This is a genomic window from Flavobacterium silvisoli, from assembly GCF_004329815.1.
GTDB lineage: Bacteria > Bacteroidota > Bacteroidia > Flavobacteriales > Flavobacteriaceae > Flavobacterium > Flavobacterium silvisoli.
Map to the genome: position 1 here is coordinate 1 of NZ_SJPE01000002.1, position 18,841 is coordinate 18,841.

Annotated in this window: 21 protein-coding genes; 6 read left to right on the forward strand and 15 right to left on the reverse strand. The window is 38.0% G+C overall.

From position 1 onward, the window contains the following. Positions 1–299: 299 nt before the first annotated feature. Positions 300–1,532 carry an ABC transporter permease gene (locus EZL74_RS02305; protein ID WP_131475227.1) on the reverse strand — a complete coding sequence of 411 codons (1,233 nt, stop codon included), beginning with the start codon at positions 1,530–1,532 and terminating at the stop codon, positions 300–302. 4 nt (positions 1,533–1,536) lie between these two features. Here EZL74_RS02305 and EZL74_RS02310 point away from each other — a divergent pair, with 4 nt between their 5' ends. Further along, positions 1,537–2,766, forward strand: coding sequence for an exo-beta-N-acetylmuramidase NamZ family protein (locus tag EZL74_RS02310; protein WP_161971682.1), 1,230 nt, complete (start codon positions 1,537–1,539; stop codon positions 2,764–2,766). On the opposite strand, the gene EZL74_RS02315 is transcribed toward EZL74_RS02310, so the two are convergent. Together EZL74_RS02315 and EZL74_RS02320 are read right to left on the reverse strand one after the other, a co-directional pair. After that, positions 2,763–3,152, reverse strand: a complete 390-nt coding sequence (locus EZL74_RS02315; RefSeq protein ID WP_131474979.1) for a PH domain-containing protein — start codon at positions 3,150–3,152, stop codon at positions 2,763–2,765. The genes EZL74_RS02310 and EZL74_RS02315 overlap by 4 nt on opposite strands. Before the next feature lies 1 nt (position 3,153). Then, positions 3,154–3,651, reverse strand: a complete 498-nt coding sequence (locus EZL74_RS02320) for a YkgJ family cysteine cluster protein (RefSeq protein WP_131474980.1) — start codon at positions 3,649–3,651, stop codon at positions 3,154–3,156. Between the two features lie 54 nt (positions 3,652–3,705). On the opposite strand from EZL74_RS02320, the gene EZL74_RS02325 reads away from it, so the two are divergent. Next, the gene (locus tag EZL74_RS02325; protein WP_131474981.1) at positions 3,706–4,404 is read left to right on the forward strand and encodes a class I SAM-dependent methyltransferase; all 699 of its coding nucleotides are present in this window, start codon (positions 3,706–3,708) and stop codon (positions 4,402–4,404) included. Positions 4,405–4,453: 49 nt separating this feature from the next. On the opposite strand, the gene EZL74_RS02330 is transcribed toward EZL74_RS02325, so the two are convergent. From EZL74_RS02330 to EZL74_RS02375, 9 genes are all read right to left on the reverse strand, one after another. After that, complete coding sequence (locus EZL74_RS02330; protein ID WP_131474982.1) at positions 4,454–4,861, reverse strand: DUF2059 domain-containing protein; 408 nt, start codon at positions 4,859–4,861, stop codon at positions 4,454–4,456. 36 nt (positions 4,862–4,897) lie between these two features. Beyond that, a complete protein-coding gene (locus EZL74_RS02335; protein WP_131474983.1) occupies positions 4,898–5,287 on the reverse strand; it encodes an energy transducer TonB in 390 nt (129 codons plus the stop codon). A 10-nt stretch (positions 5,288–5,297) separates the two neighbouring features. Further along, the gene (locus EZL74_RS02340; protein WP_131475228.1) at positions 5,298–5,930 is read right to left on the reverse strand and encodes a 7-carboxy-7-deazaguanine synthase QueE; all 633 of its coding nucleotides are present in this window, start codon (positions 5,928–5,930) and stop codon (positions 5,298–5,300) included. Between the two features lie 116 nt (positions 5,931–6,046). Then, positions 6,047–7,708 (reverse strand): tetratricopeptide repeat protein, encoded by a 1,662-nt coding sequence (locus EZL74_RS02345; RefSeq protein ID WP_131474984.1) that lies wholly within the window; start codon positions 7,706–7,708, stop codon positions 6,047–6,049. A gap of 10 nt (positions 7,709–7,718) precedes the next feature. Then, positions 7,719–8,639, reverse strand: a complete 921-nt coding sequence (locus EZL74_RS02350) for a PstS family phosphate ABC transporter substrate-binding protein (protein ID WP_131474985.1) — start codon at positions 8,637–8,639, stop codon at positions 7,719–7,721. Between the two features lie 235 nt (positions 8,640–8,874). Beyond that, positions 8,875–9,666, reverse strand: a complete 792-nt coding sequence (locus EZL74_RS02360) for an energy transducer TonB (RefSeq protein WP_131474988.1) — start codon at positions 9,664–9,666, stop codon at positions 8,875–8,877. Between the two features lie 31 nt (positions 9,667–9,697). Further along, the gene (locus EZL74_RS02365) at positions 9,698–10,261 is read right to left on the reverse strand and encodes an ExbD/TolR family protein (protein ID WP_131474989.1); all 564 of its coding nucleotides are present in this window, start codon (positions 10,259–10,261) and stop codon (positions 9,698–9,700) included. Between the two features lie 19 nt (positions 10,262–10,280). Beyond that, positions 10,281–10,910 (reverse strand): ExbD/TolR family protein, encoded by a 630-nt coding sequence (locus EZL74_RS02370; protein ID WP_131474990.1) that lies wholly within the window; start codon positions 10,908–10,910, stop codon positions 10,281–10,283. Positions 10,911–10,945: 35 nt separating this feature from the next. Further along, positions 10,946–11,767: a MotA/TolQ/ExbB proton channel family protein gene (locus EZL74_RS02375; protein WP_131474992.1), complete on the reverse strand. Its 822-nt coding sequence runs from the start codon at positions 11,765–11,767 to the stop codon at positions 10,946–10,948. 362 nt (positions 11,768–12,129) lie between these two features. Here EZL74_RS02375 and EZL74_RS02380 point away from each other — a divergent pair, with 362 nt between their 5' ends. From EZL74_RS02380 to EZL74_RS02390, 3 genes are read left to right on the forward strand one after another with little or no spacing between them, the layout of a single operon-like run. Further along, positions 12,130–12,498 (forward strand): DMT family protein, encoded by a 369-nt coding sequence (locus EZL74_RS02380; protein WP_131474993.1) that lies wholly within the window; start codon positions 12,130–12,132, stop codon positions 12,496–12,498. 4 nt (positions 12,499–12,502) lie between these two features. Continuing rightward, positions 12,503–12,949 (forward strand): YybH family protein, encoded by a 447-nt coding sequence (locus EZL74_RS02385; protein ID WP_161971683.1) that lies wholly within the window; start codon positions 12,503–12,505, stop codon positions 12,947–12,949. 14 nt (positions 12,950–12,963) lie between these two features. Continuing rightward, positions 12,964–13,326 (forward strand): cupin domain-containing protein, encoded by a 363-nt coding sequence (locus EZL74_RS02390; RefSeq protein WP_131474995.1) that lies wholly within the window; start codon positions 12,964–12,966, stop codon positions 13,324–13,326. A gap of 25 nt (positions 13,327–13,351) precedes the next feature. Here EZL74_RS02390 and EZL74_RS02395 read toward each other — a convergent pair whose 3' ends face one another. Together EZL74_RS02395 and EZL74_RS02400 are read right to left on the reverse strand one after the other, a co-directional pair. After that, positions 13,352–14,692 (reverse strand): FAD-dependent oxidoreductase, encoded by a 1,341-nt coding sequence (locus tag EZL74_RS02395; RefSeq protein WP_131474996.1) that lies wholly within the window; start codon positions 14,690–14,692, stop codon positions 13,352–13,354. Between the two features lie 86 nt (positions 14,693–14,778). After that, positions 14,779–17,163, reverse strand: coding sequence for a penicillin acylase family protein (locus EZL74_RS02400; RefSeq protein WP_131474997.1), 2,385 nt, complete (start codon positions 17,161–17,163; stop codon positions 14,779–14,781). Positions 17,164–17,372: 209 nt separating this feature from the next. Here EZL74_RS02400 and EZL74_RS02405 point away from each other — a divergent pair, with 209 nt between their 5' ends. Then, positions 17,373–17,633 carry a heavy-metal-associated domain-containing protein gene (locus EZL74_RS02405; protein ID WP_131474998.1) on the forward strand — a complete coding sequence of 87 codons (261 nt, stop codon included), beginning with the start codon at positions 17,373–17,375 and terminating at the stop codon, positions 17,631–17,633. A 45-nt stretch (positions 17,634–17,678) separates the two neighbouring features. Here the strand turns inward: EZL74_RS02405 and EZL74_RS02410 are convergent, their stop codons facing one another. After that, on the reverse strand, positions 17,679–18,764 hold the full coding sequence (locus EZL74_RS02410) for an agmatinase family protein (protein WP_131474999.1): 1,086 nt from the start codon (positions 18,762–18,764) through the stop codon (positions 17,679–17,681). Positions 18,765–18,841: the final 77 nt, after the last annotated feature.

The window sequence follows — 18,841 nt, forward strand, 5'->3', positions numbered from 1 at the left end:
AATTATTTTTGAATTTATTTCAAATCCCTCGTTTTCCAGTTTTCTAAAGAACATTCCCTCTCTTGCGGGGTGCAAATATAGAAATCTTTTTTCTCCCAATCCAAATCTTTTATCCCATTTTTTTATCCTTTTTTTTAATTATCTGATCCATCGGTTTTTGCAGATTAAAATCATCCATTCTTTTTACCGAACCTCTCCAAACACACCAGACAAACTCTCCCTAGCCCCGATTGCAGGGACTACCGTGTAGCCCGGAAAGCGGGAAAACGGACCACAAAAAAAACCGAAACTTTCGCTCCTTACTCGAAACGGATGGATTTTGATGGGGTAATCTTGGTAATAATATAGGACGGGACAAGCAAAACGAGCAAACAGACGGTTATGGTTCCTATATTAAGAAGAAGGATATAGAAGAGATTGATGTCAACCGGAGCTTCATTGACATAGTAGCTTTCGGGATTGAGTTGGATGACGCCAAAGTATTTTTGGATGAGCAACAGCCCAATGCCGATGGCATTTCCCCAAAGCAGCCCTCTCCCTATTAGATAGGCGGCGTTGTAGATGAATATTTTTCGGATAGACCAGTTGTTGGCTCCTATGGATTTGAGAATGCCGATCATTTGTGTTCTTTCGAGGATTAGTACCAACAGTGCTACTACCATATTAATAGTAGAAACGGCTATCATGACAATCAGAATGACGATGATGTTGAAATCGAACAGTTTGAGCCATTCGAAGATGTAATAGAATTTTTCTTCGATGGTTTGGGTGTCGAGTGTAGAGGATGTTTCCTGGTAGACTTCTTTTCCTTTTTGCCCGATTTGAGTAAAATCATCGATAAAAACCTCGAAGGCCCCCACTTGATCGGGACGCCATTTGTTGATGCGCTGTACGTGGCGGATGTCTCCTATGATATAGCTCGCGTCGAATTCCTGAAAACCAGAGTTATAGATACCGACTATTTTGAAATTGCGCAGGTTGTACCCCTCGCTGTTTTCCTTCATAAAATAGGTGACGAATTTATCGCCAAGTTTTAATCCTAACCGATTACACAAGTATTGCGATATCAGCACTTCATCGTTCAGATTGGTTGTAAGATTCGGCAATCTTCCTTGCACCAGGTATTCTTTGAGGTTCTCGGTTTGATAATCCTGACCCACGCCTTTGAATATAACACCTTCGAAAGCAGCTTCGGTACGGATAATTCCCGCTTTACTGGCAACCGCCTGCACATGACTAATCCCCTCGACGTTTTTGAATTTTGGATAAAAGGGCTGACGTATGGAAATGGGGCTCGTACTGACATCGGAATTATTGTCGTTATAACTTGAAATGATGATGTGACCGTTGAACGCCGAAACCTTTTGGCGTATCTTTTGCTGCAAGCCTATACCGGTTGCTATGGAAACGATCATCATAATCATACCCAAAGCAATGGCCGTGATGGCAATTTTTATTATTGGCGCGGATATACTACTTTTATGGTCTTTAGCAGTAATGAGTCGCTTGGCTATAAAATATTCTAATTTCAACGGTATGATTTCAAATTTGGTGTTCAAAAATACAGTTTTATTCTCGGTTTTGCTACTACTTTCTTGTGGAGTTTCACAGAAGTCAGAAAGCAGAAAGCAGCAGGGAGATGTCGAAAAAGAAACAACAAAAAACCTAACGCCAACAACCGAAATAAAAACCGGAGCCGATAATTATGAAGCTTATTTACCTATATTAAAAAACAAAAAAGTTGGGATTGTTACCAATCAAACCGGAATCCTTTCCGACAAAACCCACGTGGTGGATTTTCTTTTAGAAAAAAAAATATCCCTTCAAAAAATATATGCTCCCGAACATGGCTTCAGAGGGACTGCTGATGCCGGCGAATTGATTAAAGACGGTAAAGACTCGAAAACCGGCTTGCCAATCATATCCTTATACGGAGACAATAAAAAACCAAAGCCTGAACATTTGGCCGGTATTGATGTTATGCTTTTTGATTTGCAGGATGTGGGTGCCCGATTCTACACCTATATCTCTTCGCTACATTATATCATGGAAGCCTGTGCCGAAAACAATATTTCGCTGATTGTTCTGGACCGTCCCAATCCCAACGGAAGTATAGTTGACGGACCGGTGCTTGAAAAAGAATATACCAGTTTTGTCGGCATGCACCCAATTCCGGTATTGCATGGCATGACGATTGGCGAATATGCCCAAATGATCAATGGCGAAAAATGGCTGAAGAATGGCATACAATGTCAGCTAACCGTGATTCCGTGTTTGCATTACCAACGCGAGATGTTTTACAGTTTGCCTGTTAAACCGTCGCCTAATCTACCTAACGACCAAGCTATAAATTTGTATGCGAGTCTTTGCTTTTTCGAAGGCACGAATGTGAGTTTGGGACGCGGTACCAACCAACAATTCCAAATTTACGGGTCACCCGATCTCCCGAATACCGGATTTCATTTTACCCCCATGCCCAATGAAGGTGCCAAAGAACCGCCGTTGAAAGGCCAATTGTGTTATGGCGAAGATTTAAGTCGGGTTCCTAAAGTGCGTCAATTGGAATTAAAATGGCTGATCAAAGCCTACCACGAAACCGCAGATAAATCAAAATTCTTCATTCCGTTTTTCACCAAGCTGGCCGGCACCAAAAAGCTGCAGCAGCAAATTGAAGCGGGTGTAACGGAAACCGAAATCAGAAAATCGTGGGAGAAAGGGCTGAATGATTTTAAAGCAATGCGGAAAAAGTATTTGATATATAATTAAGCTTTTACTTCGATATCAGGATTGACTTTTAAAAGTTCCTGAATAAAGTCTTCTCTGTTTTTTGGAGATACTAAAACTTCATCATACTTGTTGTAAACAATAGCCAACCTGTCTAATGAAAGAGCCGGGGAACTGAGTGGGTTTCGGGTGGCGTAGACTTTTCGAATGGTTTTTATATCAATGGTAGTCCACCAAATTTTCAGCTGCGCTCCTTCTATTTTATATTGTACCGAATAAAACAACAACGTAATCAGCAACACAACACCCATCATTCCTGCACTAAGAATGTATTCCTTAGTCAAAATTCCGTCAACCATAGGGTAGATTAAAACCCCATACACAATAGCCATCAGCCACCAATCAATTTTTGATTTGTATACTTTCATCCTACAACGGTATTTTTTTCTTCATTTCTTCTACAATATTGTATGCCGCCGGACAAATCGCTACGTTTTGCAATGTCAAATTGGATATCTGCTGAAACTTCTTGCGGTCGGTATGCGGAAATTCACGACAGGCTTTAGGTCTTACCTCATAGATCAGGCAGTAATTTTCGGCATCTAAAAACGTACACGGCACACTTTGTAATACATAATCCTTGTCTTCGTCAATCCGCAGATACTGGTCGATAAACTGCTGTGGTTTTAGCTTCAAATGTTTGGCAATACGCTCAATATCCGCCGAAGTAAACAGCGGCCCCGTCGTTTTGCAACAATTGGCACACTGCAAACAATCGGTTCGTTTGAACTCGGCCTCATGTAACTCCTGCATGATGTAATCTAAATTCTTGGGCGTTTTCTTTTTGAGCTTATCAAAATACTTTTTGTTTTCGATATGCTTATCTTTGGCTAACTTTTGAATTTCGTTTAAAGAGGGCTTGAGCATTTTGATTTTGTTTCTGATGCAAAAATACCAACTTTACACTTCTAAATTACACTTATGAAAGACCTTTTTGGGAAAGCCATTCTTGATTTCCAAACGCATAATGCTCCGGAAGATTTAATTACCGAAACTAATATCTCGGAAGCTGATATGATGAGTGTTGCTTATCTTTTCAGGGAATACCGCGAAATGCCAAAACTTGAAAAAAAAGCAATGCAACTGGCCAAAGGTCGTATTCTTGATGTGGGCTGCGGTGCCGGAAGCCACAGTTTGTATTTGCAGAAAAAAGGGTTTGACGTTACTGCGGTTGATATTTCGGAAAAGGCCATTAAAACATGTCAACTTCGCGGTTTGAATGATGCGCGCATTCAGAATATTTTAGACATTGAAAATGAAAAGTTTGATACAATTTTGTTATTGATGAATGGCACTGGCATCTTCGGAACATTGGCCGAAACTTCAAAATACCTGCAAAAACTCAAGTCGCTCTTAGCTCCGAACGGACAAATTTTGATTGACAGCTCAGACATCATTTATATGTTTGACGAAGATGAAGATGGTGGGAAATGGATTCCGGGTGAAGGCTATTATGGCGAATTGACCTTTACAGTTTCCTATAAAGGAGAAACCGAAATGCCTTTTCCGTGGTTGTATCTTGATTATAACACTTTACAAAACGCCGCCCACGCTAACGGTTTACAGTGTAAATTAGTTTCTGAAGGAAATCATTATGATTATCTGGCAAAATTATTTTAAACAAAAAATCCCAAATCAGGAATGACTTGGGATTTTTGTTTTTACTTACTTATTGTTGCATGTATTTCATCATCATGCCTTGCAAGCCTTGACCCCATTCCTGACCGGCCGCTTGCTGCTTTTCTAACATAATACCTGCTTTTTCATTTATTTTTTTTCCAACCGGACTATCATAAAAAGCCAACATCGCTTTGATGTCTTCCTTAGTGTATTCTTCCATATAAATTTTGGCCAATTTGTCATACAAGGCAGGTAGTGTAGCATCAAACTCGATGATAAATGCCGCTTGTTTTTCTTTTGGAACCATTTGAAGAATTTGGTCTTTAGCCGATTTCATTTGGTTAGCAGCCCCACTCATTTCAATAACTTTTAATACATCTTTTTTGAAGGCTTCATCTTGAGCAAAACCAACTTGTGAAACGAAAGCAAAAGCTACAGCAATTAAAATTTTTTTCATGTTTCTTAATTTAATAGTTGTTAATAATATTTTTGTTTATTTCTTATTTCTGAATACCATCGGATATTTGATTTCAATACTGATTGGCTTACCACCTCTTTGCGCCGGTTCCCATTTCGGGCACTTTTTCAAAACTCTTATAAATTCGGTCGCCGACTCTACATCAAAAAACTCAACAATTTTGATGTTTTTGACACTACCGTCAACGTCAACAGTAAAAGCACCCACCATCTTTCCGGGTTTGGTTACCTTAGAATAATCAAACTCCTGACGTATGAATTTTGAAAATGCTTCTATTCCGCCTCCGTTAAATTTTGCCTCAATCCTGTCACCACTCAAATAAACCTCGTCTTCACCTTGAATTTGTGAATATACTGAAAATGGCAATAAGATGAACAGTAAAATTTGAATAGCGACTAACTTCATCAAAATCGTTTTAAGGAATATTAAGGTATTTGTGGGTTTGCAATGACACCCTCCATTTTGGATTCCTCATAACATAATCTACTATCAGAGGAGTCATTTCCTCTTTTTTACTCCACTCGGGTTGCAGAAACAGAATAGCATTTTTATTCACTTTGGCCGCTTGTTCTTCGGCAAAAACAAAATCATGTTTGTTGTAAATAATAACCTTCAGCTCATTAGCAATAGCATAAGCATCTGCTTGCGGGAGTTTGTTTTTCTTTGGTGAAAGACAGAACCAATCCCAATGTCCGGTTACAGGATAAGCTCCTGAAGTTTCGATGTGTACTTTCAGTCCTTTTTCTTTTAATTTTTTGGTGAGCAATGTCATGTCCCAAGTCAAGGGTTCTCCGCCGGTAACGACAACGGTATCGGCATATTTTTTGGCATTGTCCACAATCAAATCGGTTGCAGTAGGCGGATGTAGAGCTGCATTCCAACTCTCTTTTACATCACACCAATGACATCCCACATCACAACCCCCAATTCGAATGAAATAGGCAGCTGTCCCTGTGTGAAATCCTTCGCCTTGAATGGTATAAAATTCTTCCATTAGCGGAAGCATCTCTCCTTTTTCTACGGCTCGTTGTGTTTCTTTTGATAACATTTTGTCAATAATAGTTGGCAAAGATACTCAATTTGAAAATGAGTTAATTTGAAAACAGGAATAAAAAAACCGCTCTGAGAAAATCAAAGCGGTTTTTAAGATTGTCAAGTCAACGTTTATTTTAACAATTTCAATGATTCAGTCGCATAACTGTTAGTTGAATCGAGAGCTAGTGTTTTATTAAACAATTCTTTTGCCTTTGCTTTATCTGAATTGGCATAATGGGCCGCCATGTTGTTGTAAGCCTCAATTATCTTTGCTTTATTTTTAGCAACTTCTGCATCGCCTTTAGCAATGACCATGTCAACATACAATTGGAAATTGTTGGCCATTATATCGTCCTTGCCCATCACATTATTAATTCTCGCTTTGTACAAATAGGCATCCTGATAATCCGGTCTTTTAGCGATAAAATCATCCATCACTTTATCGGCTTTAGTAAGTGCTTCCATATCGAGTTCAGCTCCAGTTTTGCCTCTGTTAACAGTCACAACACATATCGCATAGTACAATGCATCTTCTAAATACGTTTTCGAGTCTATAAAATCAACGCTATACCCGTAAAAGAATGCTGAAAGGTTGTATAATTTTAAGGCAAAATAGTTTTTCCCTAATTCACTAAATTCTCTCACTACCAGAGGATCAATAGCTATTGCTTTCTTGAAATCCTCCATGGCCGAAGCCATCAATGCGGCATCTACCGTTTTACCGTCAGCGCTGGTTCCCTTTTTAATTTTAGCCTGACCCAAGTATAAATAATCTCTTGGTATTATTTTGTTGGTTGGGTTTGATGTAAAATCCTGTAAGGCCTTAATAGAGGCATCGGTATTTCCGTTTTCGTAGGCCGAATAACCCAAATAACGTAAAATTCTCGGATTCACCTTATCCAATTCTTTCATTTTATTGGCTTCTACTTCAAGCGCTTTGTAATCTTTGGCCAAAATTAAAAAGTCGGCATGACGCATACGGGATGTAATTGAATAGTCTGTCAAACTCATGTATTTTTCATAAAAACTTAAAGCTTTTTGAATATTTTCAGTATACGTTTTTGGCTCGTTATTTCCCCACAAGTAATACGTTTCGGCCAATTCTCTATAAACAGGCCCGTAGTTTGGATTGATACTGATTACTTCATTGTATGCTTTTACAGCCTCAGTATATGCTTTAGCTCCTTTCAACAAAACCCCTAATTGCATTTTTGCTCTGATTAGTGAGCTATCGGTTTGATATGCATTTCTGTAGGCCACATAGGCTTCATTCTGTTTTTTTGCTCCATAGTAAGCATCTCCAAGCGCTAATTGCACTTGAGCATCGTTAGGATTTGCAGTAGCAGCCTTCGTCAAAACAGCGATGGCACTGGCAAAATCGGGCTTATCCGAATTCATGTAGGCACGAGCAATATAAACATACTCTTCAGTGTCCTTCTTTTTCAAATCTTTCATTGCTAAATCAAACTTGGCCTGAGCAGCTGCTTTATTGTCTGCATCCAAGTCCATTTGACCTAATCCGATATTATTGAATTTTGCCCCTTCAGCTGCGGACAATCCCTTTTGAAAAGAAATAGTTGCCGAATCAGCGATATTCTGTTTTAAATAAATATTCCCCAAAAGAAAAGCGGCCTTACCATTAGCGGGCTTGGCTTGTATGATTGATTTTAGCAACGATTTAGCTTTTTCAAATTGTTCAGCATCAATAGCCTTCTTCGCCGTCTCTAAATCTTGTGCTTTGACAACAGTTGTTGCCACAAGCGCTAAGCTGAAAATTTTAAATTTATTCATCTTTTTTAATTTAATTTTTATCTTTAATGATTGTGTTTCTAATTACTATTTTTCTGCCGGGTGTTCGTTCCGGAACTAAACCGGATTTTAAAATGATACGTTGCCCTCTTTCACCTCCAAGAAAAGACGCAAAGCCCATTCCTAAACCTGAATATCCCTGGCAGTTGACGATGTACAAACGACGTGCCAAAGAATAATTTCCTGAAGCAACATTATCTTGTGTAGGCGAATAATAGCTTTCTTTGTTTATAGGCTTAACACTTAAAACATTGACTTTTTCTACATATTCTTCCAGATTTAAAGGGGGTTGATAAATCCAGTTCATACCTACAACACCTATCATTCCGTTATTCTCGGCAACGTACTTAATTGCCTCTTCATTAGTTTTAAATGAAAAGATATTTTTCTGATTAGCAATGGTTGTCCCAGCCATTGCTGTTAAGTATCTTGCTGTACTCGAATTGGCATTATCAAAAACAAGGCCTTTGATTGATGGTACATTCTTCCCGTTCAAAAAATCAATGACATCTTGTTGAGCTATCAATGTATCGTTAGAGGATTTATTTTTTATTAACGCAATAGCATCAGTAGCAAAAGGGGTTGTTTTAGGATATATCTTTTTACTTTCAAATGCTTTTATTTCCTGAGTCGAAAGTTGACGGGTCAGCACTGCTATTTTAGCGGTATCATTAATCAGGGAGTTTAAGATTTCTTTTTCTGATTTGGAAACCAAATGTAGTTTCGCATTGTATTCTGTTTCAAAAACTGCTTGTTCATCTTCTATTATCGGCAGTATGGATTCGTCAACATAAATCGTGGCTTTTCCTTCAATTATTGTGTCTTTTTTGTCATCGGATTTTTTTTGACATGAAAAAACAAACAAAAGAATTAACAACAGAATGCTTGTAGTGGTTTTAAAAAATTTGCTCATCAGATAAAATTTATTCTTTAGTAAAAAATCGCAAAAATCGCAAAAAAGAATATACGATTAACAGAATTCCAAAAGCAATTCTATAAGTATGGGGTAAAGTCAACGGAAGAGATTTCCAAAATATGATGATTAGCCCAAGTGTTAAATAAATCAAAAAAAACAAAATACCTATAACGAGAAGAAATCGCTCTTTAAGCGATTTCTTCTGAAAGTTATCTATAAATTTCGAACCCATTTATTCGGCTGATTGAATCGAGATAGGTAACGAGTATAATACCCTAACCTTTTTACCGTTTTGTTCACCCGGATTCCATTTCGGACAAGATTTTAGAACTCTTATGGCTTCTTTACCTGTACCGTAACCAATATCTCTGATCACTTTAATATCAGTTAATGAACCATCTTTTTCAACAACGAAAGTAACGAAGATTTTACCTTTCAATCCTTCTTCTTCTGGAACCTGGAAATTTTTACCAATAAATTTGTAAAATTTCTCCAATCCTCCCGGAAAATCAGGTTTCACCTCGATACCAGCAGTGTTATAGATGTTATTATCTTCCTCTACTACTTGGCTTGGTCCGTTTCCAACCGGCTCTACCGTTAAAGGAGCATCCGGATCACCCTTGATAGTTTCGTTACCTAATTTTTTATCTTTAATTTCCTCAACTTTAGGCGGTTCTTCCACAATTTCTTCTGTTTTAGCCACTACCGGCTTCACAAATTTCACTTGATCCACTTTTGGTGGAGGTGGTGGAGGTGGTGGAAGATCTTTAGGTTGTTCCTCTTTAGGAGGTAGTTTGATGGTCACGATTTTTTGGTCTAACTTAGCATCATCATCCGATTTGCTCGGAATCAAGCTGATGATAAGTGGTGCACTTACTGCTAAACCAAAAATAACCGCACCTATAGCCAATGAACGCAAAGTAGTCTTTGGGTTTTCTTTACGCAATTCATACGCTCCGTATGCTTTATTACGTCCCTCAAACACTATGTCTATCCACTGTCTTTTGAATAAGTCTAATTTCATTTTTTCACTTTTTAAAGATTAGTACAAGACACTACTTGTTCATTTCGTCTACTAGTTTTTGTTCTTCCGGTGTTATATCGTTAACGATTGCATACGTTGGAACTTTGCAGATAGCCATTTCATCCAATACGTCCACCAAGTTTCTGTAGGTTGATTTCTTGGTTGGTTTGATGATAACAATCATCCCTTTGTCTTTATCACCTGTTACCTGGGGTATCGAAACCACTCTTTTCAGGATTTCTTTACGAAGGCCATTTTTACCATATACGGCATCTGTTGGTGCTCCTCCTGGTTCCGGTGAATCAAGCAAACCGTGATACCATTTTATTTTGTTGTCTTTCCCCATGATGATAGTCATGGTTCTTCTTTGGTCAACTTTTATATCTTTTTGAGGTTCCTTCTTATCCTCTTTATCAGGCAATCCCAAATCCATAGATTGTGGTTTGGATAAAGATGTTGTTAACATGAAGAATGTAATCAATAAGAATGCCAAATCCACCATAGCAGTAAGATCCACTTTTGCATTGGATTTTTTACTTCTTACTTTTTTACTGCCTTTCTTGCCACCGCCATCGCCGGTATTTAATTCAGCCATTTTATATTATTATTATAAATTAATAATCTTTTCCTCTTAAACCAGTAACTAAATTAAAGCTATTGATTTTTTGGTCCTGTAAAATATCCATTACTTTTTTGATTTCCGGATATTCTTCTTTCGCATCACCTTTGATAGCAAACTGAAGCTCTTTATTAGCGCCTTGGTCTATGTTTGCCAATCGGGCGTATTGTATCCAATCTTGCAATTGCTTGTTGATAGAATCACAAGGAACTCCTGGCTGAACTCCTTTTTTTGCTCTATCCGAAGCTTTCATTGCCAATAATTGTTTCAACCCTTCAATAGGAACACCAAATTCATCAATCAAGGCGAATTGGGCTTTTTCCTGCTCGGTGAAAGACACTTTGTATTTTTGAGCCATATAATCAAGTGCTCCTGAACGAATTGCTCTGTCTTTCATTCCGAAAAACACTCTGTCTTCTCCATCGCTTTTTCCTATAGTGATTGTTACCAATCCTGTTTCAGGCAACTTGGTCTGCACTGTAGAAGCCGGTGTATCTACCGGAAGCGGCTCAGGCACTTTGGCCGTCGCAGTAAGGATAAAGAAGGTAAGTAAAAGGAAAGCCACGTCACACATCGCTGTCATATCGATGGAACCTGCTGCCTTATGCGATTTTACTTTAGCCATTATCTTCTTTTATTTTTTTATAATTCATTATTGAATTATGATTTTAAACTTCCTCTGAATTTTCTGTATGTGTTCACAATAGTTGAACCTGCCTCATCAATTGAGTAAGTCAACGTATCAATTTTAGAAGTGAAGAAGTTGTAAGTGATAATTGCTAATGCTGAAGTAGAGATACCTGTAGCAGTATTGATAAGTGCTTCAGAGATACCATTTGCCAAAGCTGCCTGATCCGGAGTTCCTGCAGAAGCTAACGCACCAAACGCTTTAATCATACCTGTTACAGTTCCTAACAATCCGGCTAATGTTCCTAGAGCAACTAATGTAGACAAGATGGTCATGTTTTTCTCTAACATTGGCATTTCAAGTGAAGTTGCCTCTTCAATTTCTTTATGGATAGTCTCAGCAGCTTCTTCGCTTGTGAAACCTTCTTTTTTCACTTCTTGGTATTTAACCAATGCAGCTTTAATTGAGTTAGCTACTGAACCTTGTTGTTTGTCACAAGCATTGATTGCCTCATCAATATTACCGGCTTTTACACTCGCCTGAACGTTTCTCATAAACGTATCTAAATTTCCTTTTCCGCCAGCTTTAGTAATCACAGCGAAACGCTCAATTGAAAAGACTACCACCATCAATAATAATCCCATCAAAACCGGTACAATCGGACCTCCTTTATATACCATTGCTAAATAATTCCCAGGCAGCGGATGTCCTGTATTTACGCCTCCTTCAAAGTTAGCACCATTACCCATGATAAAGTTCCAGATAATCCATCCAACAAAAATACATGCTACAATGATGATACCTGACATCATCCCTAATCCATTTGAACTACTTTCTTTTTTAACGTTTGCCATTTTTTTAAAATTTTAATTTTTAAATAATTATAAGTTTTAGTTGTTAATAAACTTGATTGGTAGCAAATTTAATTTTTTACTTTAAATAAAAAAACTTTTTTTATATTTTATAACTTATGTCTAAACCTCAGCTAAATTGAGCAATTTCGACATTTTTATCAATCTTCGGATTCTACTAAAAAATACTATTTATTTTTGCTGTTTTATTACACATTTACATATATAACGCCAAAACCGCTAAAAATGTATCTGTTGCCTGAAAGATTTTTTAACAAAGCTAAATTTACCTCTTTTTCAACTGTATCAAAAAACAATTAACATTTGTTTATTTTTGAAAAAAAACTCAGTAATACTCAAAACAAATGAAAAGCTATCTGACCATAGGTTTATTAATCCTGTCCAACATTTTCATGACACTTGCCTGGTATGGTCATTTGAAATTTAAAGAGCTCAAATGGTTTGAAAATGCAGGCTTAATTACCATTGTCCTAATCAGTTGGGGGTTAGCTTTTTTTGAATATTGTTTTCAGGTGCCAGCCAACAAAATAGGGTTCGAGGGCAATGGCGGACCTTTCTCGCTTTTACAACTCAAAGTGATACAAGAAGTCATTACGTTAATTATTTTCGTAACTTTCTCTCTGTTGTTTTTCAAAAACGAAACCTTTCGTTGGAATCATGCGATTGGACTTGTTTTCCTTATCTTGGCTGTATATTTTATGTTTAAAAAGTAATCTCATGAAAAAAGTTTTTTTAATAGCACTAACCGGGGTTTTATTTAGCTGCAACTCTAAACCAAAAACCGAATTAGATCTTGAGCCCATCAAAAAAGAAATCCTAAAAGCCGAAGAAGACTTCAAAACAATGGCTCAAAATAAAGGTATAGCAGAAGCATTTTATCAATTTGCAGATGACAGTGCCGCAATAAAACGTGAAAACGACACGGTTATTAAAGGTAAAGAAAACATCAAATCCTATTACAGCGACCCCAAATATTCATCAGCCAAAGTAACCTGGACACCCGATTTTGTTTCGGTTTCCAACGACGGCTCTATGGCTTATACCTATGGGAAATACGTTTGGAAAACAATTGATTTCCAAGGAAAGGAAAGAGTATCTAAAGGCACTTTTCATACCGTTTGGAAAAAACAAAAAGACAACTCCTGGAAATACGTTTGGGATTAAACACTTTTAATACAATGAAAAAATATCTAATTCAAAAAAATCCTTTTGTGGTACCTACCACCGATGGTAAATTGATAGAAGAACACCACGGCAATGCCACTACTCAAAACGGCGAAATATCTATAGCACACATGATTGCCCCACCAAAATGGGCCGAACCGTTTCAAACTCCCGAGTTTGACGAATACACCTATATCATTTCGGGCAAAAAACAATTCATTATTGAGGATGAAATCGTAGTTTTAGAAGCCGGTCAATCCATCAAGATTGATAAAAACACGCGGGTGCAATATTCCAATCCTTTTGACGAACCTTGTGAATATATTGCCATCTGTACTCCTGCTTTCGATTTCAACAAAGTACATCGTGAAGAATAAAAAAGTCCCGAATCATCGGGACTTTCTATTTCAATAAGGCTATAATTTTATTTTCGACTTCCTCGCTGTTCCATTTTTCCTCGATGTTTTCCATTTGCATTACTTCCTCCATAATTTTATTTTGGAAATCACCAATAGCTAAAGCTTCCGAGTAGGGTTGCAAACTAAAGGTAACCCGGCTGTATAGCGGCATCCATTTATCCGGATGTTTATCCGAAAACCATTTTTCGATTTTCTTTTGCAATAAAAACTTGGAATCTGCAGTCTTCGCACTCATTTCAATGAAATTTCTGAGCGATAACTCGGCAATGGCATCGGCATTGGGTTTACGTGATTTTTGGTATTCGCTGAAAATAGTTTTCCAGTCATCACCGTATTTTGCCATCATGTGACTCAAAACTGTAATATCTTCAAAACCGGCGTTCATGCCATGACCATAAAAAGGAACAATGGCATGTGAAGCGTCACCAATCAAAGCAACCTTATCTTCATAGGTCCACGGATAACATTTCATGATAGCCAAATAACTGGTAGGGTTTTTGAAAAAATCGCGAACCAAATCAGGAATAACTTCTTTGGTATCCGGGAAGTAATTGGCAAAGAAATTAACCAAAGCAACCTCGTCTTTCAATTGTTCAAACGAATTTTCGCCTTCAAACGGCATGAATAGCGTGCAGGTGAAACTTCCGTCTAAATTCGCTAAAGCCATTAGCATAAAGTTTCCACGAGGCCATATATGCAATGAATTTTTATCAATCTTATGAGTACCGTCAGCATTGGCCGGAATGTGTAATTCTTTGTACCCTATTTTCATGAATTCCTGCGAGTAATCAAACATGCTTTGACGTTGCATGCGGTGACGAATTCTTGAAAAAGCTCCATCGGCCCCGAATACTTTATCGTATTTCAGCTCTGTCCAGGCGCCTTGTTCAGAATCACCAATATGCAAAGTAGCATCGGCCAAAGTAACATCCCAAATTTTGTGGTTAAAATAAAAGTCGACTCCTGCAGCTTCAGCCAAATCAATCATTCTTCGATTCAAAACCCCACGCGACAATGAAAAAATAGCTTCGCCGTCTTTACCATAATATTGATAATTGAGTTCTCCGTTTTTCAGATGGATAGCCCGTTTGTCTACCGGAATACCAATCTTTCTGATTTCATCATCCAACCCAACATCTTCCATGGCTTTCCACCCTCTGTTAGACATTACCAAATTAATAGAACGACCCGAAAACTGTACAGTTCTGATATCCGGACTTCGATCATATACATGAACAGTATGACCCTGCTTTTTAAGATAGATTGCCAATAACGTTCCGACTAAGCCTGAACCTACTACAGCAATTTTTTGAGGAGTTTGCATTTATTTCTGGTAAACGGTTTGGCAAATTTAAGGCTTTACCGCAAATGAGTAATCGTATTTAGAATAATTATTTGCTATAACACTATTTACTTTGGTTTAAAAACAAATCGGGTTGATGTAGCTTCGATTTCTTTTTTATTGAGTTTCATTTTGCGAAATTTCCCGTTGACAAACAGTTCGGCTTGGTCATCGTAATGCTCACTCATCGGATTGCCGGATTGCCCGGTGGGCAACACACTCCAACTGTTTTCTATATCCGAAAAATCTATGATACGTCTGGTAGAAGGCCCTCCTTTTACCACAATTTCAGCCTCATCGGTATAAATAAACAACTGATTGTTGATGACTTCATTGGAACCCGAAATCGGAAAAGCGCCCACGTTAAAAAAACGACTGAACAATTTTAATTTACCAATCGGATGTTGAAACTCTACCCGATGTACTTTTTCCCATTGCCAGGCAGTTACATCATTTCCTAATTGCTTTTCGAGAGAGGCTATAGCTTCTTTAAAAGATTGTGTCAATACATCAGCTTGGGTTTCTTTTTTATCTTTAGTTGTAATATTGTCCCACCACGGTGAAGCAACATTCTTACTTTGATGTTCGATTACTTGTTTGATGATATGTGTACTGAGCAATAACTTAAAATTATCTTTTCCGAATTCATCTTCAAAAGTATCTCTTAAATAAAAATAAAGCCATTTGTTGTAAAGAGTCGGAGCCACCTCTTTCAAACCGTGGGTTCCCTGCCATTCCTTGAGTATTTTTAAAGACTGTTTTTCATTGGCAGAAAATTGGGCAACATGTAGCGAACTTGTCATCCCGGTCACTATTGCCTGAGCGGTTGCCGATGTGTTATCGACTATCATTTCGCTGACCTCCTGCTTGGTCCAATTGCTTTTTGACTTTAACAAATTATCTATGCGCAGCGCACGGTCTTTGGGCAAATAATAGCCGGGATACAAATACCCGTCAATGGCTTCGGGCTGATTATTGGCCGAATACACATACTGCCATGGCGGATTGATGGCAGATGGGTTTTTGGCAAAAGGCAAAAATATTCTTTGGTTGTCAACCGGATTTGCTCCGTTGAGAATGAAATTGGTATTAACACTTTTATCTACTTTATACAACTTACCCGAAGTTATCCAGGCAATATTCCCTTTGGCATCGCCATACATTATGTTGAGCCCGGGCGCTTTGATAAGTTCAATATTTTTATGAAAATCCGACAAATCTTTAGCATGCGACAATTGATAAACTGCGTCCAAAATTTGATTTTTTTGCTGAGTGTAAATCCATGACATGGCTATTGATTTTTTTGAAGCCAATCCATCAAGTAAACCAGTTACCACAGGGCCATGCTGACTGGTTTTTACATTCAATTTCACATCGGAACTGTCTTTTACTTTGATTACTTTCTGTTGGTACGTATAGTTTTTATACGCTCCGTCAATTTTGTATTGATGCTGATTATTCGGGTTTTCTTCTTCCTGAAAAAAATCGACATCATCGTTTTCAAACATGGTCAAACCATAAGCATATTCGCGATTGTGTCCCAATAAAGGAAATGGGGTACCCGCTATGTAATACCCGTACATTTCATAATCGGGGCAAACGATATGCGCTTCGTACCACGTACCCGGTTGTGAGTAAATGATATGAGGGTCATTGGCCAAAATCACTTTCCCGTTTTTGGTTTTATCGCTGCCAATTACCCAACTGTTACTTCCTATAAATGCCGGAACCGGTGATGATTCGAGCATAGTGGTCAATGATCTTGAGATTTTGCTGTATTCCGTCAAGTTGCCTTTATAGGATTTTAATTGTTGGGTATTGAATTCTCCATTAATACCGAAATCTTTCAGGTAGTCCATACCATAACGATCGCGAATATCGGTTAACAAAGGATCGGTCTTTTGAGCCATTGCGAAGCTAAATGACATGAAACCGAAAATATTATACACATCTTTCAACGTAAACTTTTCGGGAGTTATGCCCAGCAAACGCAACTCAACCGGAGTAACGCCGGATTCAATGTACTGGTTTATGCCGTCCAAATAGGCAGTGGCCAAAATATAGGTTTGCGATTTTTTGTCTAATTGAGATACCGCTTTGGCCGAACTTTCATCAATCCCGATTCCGGCAAAAAACTTATCTGTTTTTAAAGTGGTGTTGCCAAAAATTTCTGAAAGACGTCCCGGAGCAATGCGTCTCATGAGTTCCATTTGCCATAAACGGTCTTGTGCGTGAACAAAGCCCAAAGTTGTCATGGCGTCTTTTTGACTCGCAGCATAAATATGCGGTATCCCGTAATCGTCAAAATAAACGGTTGTTTCTTTAGCAATATGTTCTAAGGATTGTTCTCCCTCGTATTTGGGTTTGGAATACTGTAGATAGCTGAAGGCAAGCAACAGCAAAACCGCGATGAGTATCAAAATAATCAGGAAGACTTTCTTTATTTTTTTCATGGCAAGTAGTTTACACAAATATAACTAATTCCGGTTTGCATTTTACGTGCTGTAAATACACTATAAACAATGTTAAATAAATAGCCTAATCGCTCAAAATAAACTAACTTTACTCATATCAGCTACCTTCCAGGAACATCGTATTTTTTAAAAAATCACATCCCTTTTTATATTTTAAACAAATGAATTAACCATTAAATCCTTAAAACATGAGTTTACTAACAGACAATATAATTCCGGGCAACCAAGGAATGATTTTCAGCACTAATGCTAAAGAGGAATCTGATTTAGCAGTTATCAAAAGAGCGCTACTCACCTTAGACGGCGTAGAAGATGTTCAAATCAACAATACTGTATTTCCTTTAGAATTTACGGTTTTCACCCACTCGTTAGTAAGTGTGGAGGATGTTGAAAAAAAAGTGAATGAAACCGGATTTCACTCCATTCCGAAGAACACTTTAAATATTTGAATTGGCTTAAAATAAAAAAGAGCTCTGAATCAGAGCTCTTTTTTATTATTTTCTGGGAAATTCAATTCGATTTCCAACGTTCATCCCTTTGTTTTTGGCCAATACACCACACATATGAAACAACATTCGGGCGCCAACATTACCATCCCAATCGGTTTCTCCCGGAGCAACTTCTACCAAATCAAAACCAATAATCTCTTTTCCGCTTTCGGCTAATTTATTGAACAAATAAGTGGCTTGTTCGAACGAAAATCCGCCCGGAACCGGAGTTCCGGTATTTGGAGCGTACCATTGATACATTCCATCGATATCGAAACTGATGCACACTTTCTGCGGTAAAGTGGCAATGATTGCCTCGCATTGTTGTTCCCATGTTTTACCTGCAAACATTTCGCTTTTCAAATCGGCATCAGTATTTACTAAAACCCTGCCGTTTGCTTTTTTGACTACAGCTACTTCCTGCTCGCAAAAATCGCGGATTCCTACTTGAACTATTTTCGAAATTTGTGGAATTTGCAGAGCATTATACATAATAGAAGCATGTGAATACGTAAATCCTTCATAGGCAATTCTTAAATCCATGTGAGCATCAAGATGTAATATCCCGAAATCATCATGTTGCGTAGCCAACGCTTCGTAATACCCAAGTGGTGTCGAATGATCTCCTCCCACCAATACTACTTTTTTGCCTTTGGCCATCCAATACAAAACTTTGTCTTTTACTTCGGTATGTAATTCGCGGCATACTTTATTGATTTTATCCAAATCAGCTTGTAATGCAGGATACGTTTCGACTGCTTCACCGCTCTCTAGCATTTCAATAATGGGTTGTGCCAAGGCTTTGTATTTATCCGAATTAGTTGCCCAGTGTGCCGGTGCTTCATCCATGTATATCCCCAGTTTCCATAACTCAGGAAAATCCTGATGATTCAAATCGACTTGGAAAGAAGCCTCCAATATAGCTGCCGGTCCTTCTGAAGCACCTGCTCCGTAACTCACGGTTACTTCCCACGGCACCGGAATTACAATGATTTCAGATTGGTCTGCCGAAAAAGGCAATCCAAAAACGGTGGCATCAGCTAAACCCGGTTGACTTGGGTCAAAATTGTCTATGATTTGTTGTTTTATCATTTTATATTTAGATTTTCAGATTTTGGATTTTCAGATTACAGATTTTTGTTTAGTAAATTCATAAAGCTGTTTATTCT

What these genes read in the sequence shown, in the direction of transcription:
- EZL74_RS02310 (WP_161971682.1), top strand. Translation starts at nt 1,537, where the DNA reads ATGATTTCAAATTTGGTGTTCAAAAATACAGTTTTATTCTCGGTTTTG.
- EZL74_RS02315 (WP_131474979.1), bottom strand. Translation starts at nt 3,152, where the DNA reads ATGAAAGTATACAAATCAAAAATTGATTGGTGGCTGATGGCTATTGTG.
- EZL74_RS02320 (WP_131474980.1), bottom strand. Translation starts at nt 3,651, where the DNA reads ATGCTCAAGCCCTCTTTAAACGAAATTCAAAAGTTAGCCAAAGATAAG.
- EZL74_RS02325 (WP_131474981.1), top strand. Translation starts at nt 3,706, where the DNA reads ATGAAAGACCTTTTTGGGAAAGCCATTCTTGATTTCCAAACGCATAAT.
- EZL74_RS02330 (WP_131474982.1), bottom strand. Translation starts at nt 4,861, where the DNA reads ATGAAAAAAATTTTAATTGCTGTAGCTTTTGCTTTCGTTTCACAAGTT.
- EZL74_RS02335 (WP_131474983.1), bottom strand. Translation starts at nt 5,287, where the DNA reads ATGAAGTTAGTCGCTATTCAAATTTTACTGTTCATCTTATTGCCATTT.
- EZL74_RS02340 (WP_131475228.1), bottom strand. Translation starts at nt 5,930, where the DNA reads ATGTTATCAAAAGAAACACAACGAGCCGTAGAAAAAGGAGAGATGCTT.
- EZL74_RS02345 (WP_131474984.1), bottom strand. Translation starts at nt 7,708, where the DNA reads ATGAATAAATTTAAAATTTTCAGCTTAGCGCTTGTGGCAACAACTGTT.
- EZL74_RS02350 (WP_131474985.1), bottom strand. Translation starts at nt 8,639, where the DNA reads ATGAGCAAATTTTTTAAAACCACTACAAGCATTCTGTTGTTAATTCTT.
- EZL74_RS02360 (WP_131474988.1), bottom strand. Translation starts at nt 9,666, where the DNA reads ATGAAATTAGACTTATTCAAAAGACAGTGGATAGACATAGTGTTTGAG.
- EZL74_RS02365 (WP_131474989.1), bottom strand. Translation starts at nt 10,261, where the DNA reads ATGGCTGAATTAAATACCGGCGATGGCGGTGGCAAGAAAGGCAGTAAA.
- EZL74_RS02370 (WP_131474990.1), bottom strand. Translation starts at nt 10,910, where the DNA reads ATGGCTAAAGTAAAATCGCATAAGGCAGCAGGTTCCATCGATATGACA.
- EZL74_RS02375 (WP_131474992.1), bottom strand. Translation starts at nt 11,767, where the DNA reads ATGGCAAACGTTAAAAAAGAAAGTAGTTCAAATGGATTAGGGATGATG.
- EZL74_RS02380 (WP_131474993.1), top strand. Translation starts at nt 12,130, where the DNA reads ATGAAAAGCTATCTGACCATAGGTTTATTAATCCTGTCCAACATTTTC.
- EZL74_RS02385 (WP_161971683.1), top strand. Translation starts at nt 12,503, where the DNA reads ATGAAAAAAGTTTTTTTAATAGCACTAACCGGGGTTTTATTTAGCTGC.
- EZL74_RS02390 (WP_131474995.1), top strand. Translation starts at nt 12,964, where the DNA reads ATGAAAAAATATCTAATTCAAAAAAATCCTTTTGTGGTACCTACCACC.
- EZL74_RS02395 (WP_131474996.1), bottom strand. Translation starts at nt 14,692, where the DNA reads ATGCAAACTCCTCAAAAAATTGCTGTAGTAGGTTCAGGCTTAGTCGGA.
- EZL74_RS02400 (WP_131474997.1), bottom strand. Translation starts at nt 17,163, where the DNA reads ATGAAAAAAATAAAGAAAGTCTTCCTGATTATTTTGATACTCATCGCG.
- EZL74_RS02405 (WP_131474998.1), top strand. Translation starts at nt 17,373, where the DNA reads ATGAGTTTACTAACAGACAATATAATTCCGGGCAACCAAGGAATGATT.
- EZL74_RS02410 (WP_131474999.1), bottom strand. Translation starts at nt 18,764, where the DNA reads ATGATAAAACAACAAATCATAGACAATTTTGACCCAAGTCAACCGGGT.